At 34.1% G+C, this 2,066-nt stretch carries 4 protein-coding genes; 3 read left to right on the top strand and 1 reads right to left on the bottom strand.

Annotated elements, in window-relative coordinates:
• The coding region (locus FTV32_RS16725; RefSeq protein ID WP_180029135.1) for a LysR family transcriptional regulator at positions 1-430 on the bottom strand (430 nt) is incomplete at its 3' end.
• A gap of 98 nt (positions 431-528) precedes the next feature.
• Between FTV32_RS16725 and FTV32_RS16720 the strand changes: the two genes are divergently transcribed.
• The 3 genes from FTV32_RS16720 to FTV32_RS16710 all read left to right on the top strand — a co-directional run bounded on the left by FTV32_RS16720 (position 529) and on the right by FTV32_RS16710 (position 1,884).
• The gene (locus FTV32_RS16720) at positions 529-1,137 is read left to right on the top strand and encodes an FMN-dependent NADH-azoreductase (RefSeq protein ID WP_078194113.1); all 609 of its coding nucleotides are present in this window, start codon (positions 529-531) and stop codon (positions 1,135-1,137) included.
• Between the two features lie 158 nt (positions 1,138-1,295).
• A complete protein-coding gene (locus tag FTV32_RS16715) occupies positions 1,296-1,592 on the top strand; it encodes a type II toxin-antitoxin system RelE/ParE family toxin (protein ID WP_005175534.1) in 297 nt (98 codons plus the stop codon).
• A 1-nt stretch (position 1,593) separates the two neighbouring features.
• Positions 1,594-1,884 carry an addiction module antidote protein gene (locus FTV32_RS16710; RefSeq protein WP_180029134.1) on the top strand — a complete coding sequence of 97 codons (291 nt, stop codon included), beginning with the start codon at positions 1,594-1,596 and terminating at the stop codon, positions 1,882-1,884.
• Positions 1,885-2,066 lie beyond the last annotated feature (182 nt).

Raw genomic sequence — 2,066 nt, 5'->3', positions numbered from 1 at the left:
CTAGGTCATAATTATCTTCAATTAAATCAATATAACGATCATTAAAAGAAAGAACCATATTCAAATTTTGATGTTCATCTGCTAAGTCTCTTAATATCGGAACAATGAACTTTTGTCCAAATAATACAGGCATAGAGATACGTATCATTCCCTGAATATTTTGATTATTACTTTCAAATAATGTCTCAGCTATTAATAATTCTTGTACAGCCCGCTGGCTATGTTCATAGAAAATACTACCTTCTTCTGTGAGAGCTAAATGACGTGTATCTCTGTTAAAAAGTACTACTCCGAGCTGTACCTCAAGCTTTGAAATCATCTTACTGACAGCGGAACGAGTCAGATGTAATTTTTCTGATGCTTTAGTAAAACTTCCTTGTTCAACAACACTAATAAATGCCATCAAACTTTTCAGATCATTAACACGCATATTAGTTCCAATTGGGAATCAATGAGTTGATTTATTATCACTTTTGTATCCAATTTATCAATGATAATCTAATTAAAATTCATATTAGGAACCTTACTATGAACAGAATTTTAGTTATCAAATCTAGTTTTATGCAGGAAAAATCTCTAAGTAATCAGCTCATTAATAAATATTTATATAGACGTAAGCAAAGTGGTTATGTTGACCAAATAATTGAACATGATCTAGGAGCTATGAACTTACCAGTATTAAACTTAGAGATATTTAATGCCTTACGTGGAGAGGCGAATGAAAAACCTGAGGTAAAAGCAGCAGTAGCTCTCTCTGATCAATTTATTCAAGAGCTGAAAGATTGTGATCTATTATTGATTGCAGCACCAATGTATAACTTAAATGTACCAACCCAATTAAAAAACTGGTTCGACTTAATTGCACGAGCACGAGTAACTTTTCAATATACAGAAACCGCACCCGTAGGATTAATTAAAGGTGTTAAATCAATTATCTTTAGTTCACGTGGTGGTTTTCATCAAGATCTTCCAACAGATGCTGTTACAGCATATTTAATAGCAGTATTAGGATTAATTGGTATTGATAAGGTAGATTTTATATATGCTGAAGGCACTGATATTAAACCATTAGGGAAATCTAAAGCACTTGAATTAGCTTCACAGCAAATTGCTTTACAAACGAACGTAGGATTGTAAGTATATTCTTCCTTATGGCAATGAAATTATAATTTTCTATTGTTCTAAGGTTCCTATTTAACATAATGGCTGTTATACGAAATTAATGGATGTTCGTATAGATTACTTGCATATTGTATTCGATCGAATACAATATAGTGAGAAGATAAGGAATCCTCATGATTGAAATTAAACGTCTGCCAGAATTTGATGAATGGTTGGATGGCATTAAAGACAATATGACCCGTATTCGCCTAAATCGTAGATTAGATAAGGTTCAACGTGGAAATTGGGGAGATATTAAACCTCTCCAAGATGGCGTTTGGGAAATGAGAGAATTCTTCGGTGCTGGATGGAGAATGTATTACATCCAACATGGTGATGTAGTGATTGTAATGCTTGGTGGAGGAGATAAATCGACTCAACAACAAGACATCGATCGTGCAGTCAAATTATCGAAAACATTGGAGGATTAAAATGGTTAAAGTCGCTGATTTACCAAGTTTTGATATGGCTGAGTCACTCAAAACTGAAGAAGACATTGTGATGTATCTCAACATGGTTCTTGAGGAAAATGATCCAGCTGAATTAGCTCATGCTCTTGGCGTAATTGCTAAAGCTCGTGGCATGACTCAAATCGCTAAAGAAGCAGGGATTGGACGTGAAGCACTTTACAAAGCCCTACGTCAGGATTCAGCACCACGTTTTGATACGATTAATCGTGTAGTGAATGCTTTAGGCTTAAAACTGACAGTACAACACGACTAAAACTTTAAAAAATATAGTAAAAATTAAAACTCAGCCTCCAAAACTCGGGATAACATAGACCGGCAATAACCAATCACAGAAGCAACAGGATATGGAATGAAATATAAGTTTTTAAAACTAAGTGTATTCAGTTTTACAACATGCTTTCTTGCTGTTCCTGTTAATGCAGATTTAGTTGAATT

Source organism: Acinetobacter sp. YH16032 (genome assembly GCF_013417345.1).
Lineage (GTDB): Bacteria > Pseudomonadota > Gammaproteobacteria > Pseudomonadales > Moraxellaceae > Acinetobacter.
The sequence above is the reverse complement of the archived record's forward strand: the minus strand, read 5'-3'. Positions and strand labels throughout refer to the sequence as shown.

Bases quoted from the DNA above. Each gene is read 5' to 3' on its own strand.
- FTV32_RS16715 (WP_005175534.1), top strand. From the start codon at position 1,296: ATGATTGAAATTAAACGTCTGCCAGAATTTGATGAATGGTTGGATGGC.
- FTV32_RS16720 (WP_078194113.1), top strand. From the start codon at position 529: ATGAACAGAATTTTAGTTATCAAATCTAGTTTTATGCAGGAAAAATCT.
- FTV32_RS16710 (WP_180029134.1), top strand. From the start codon at position 1,594: ATGGTTAAAGTCGCTGATTTACCAAGTTTTGATATGGCTGAGTCACTC.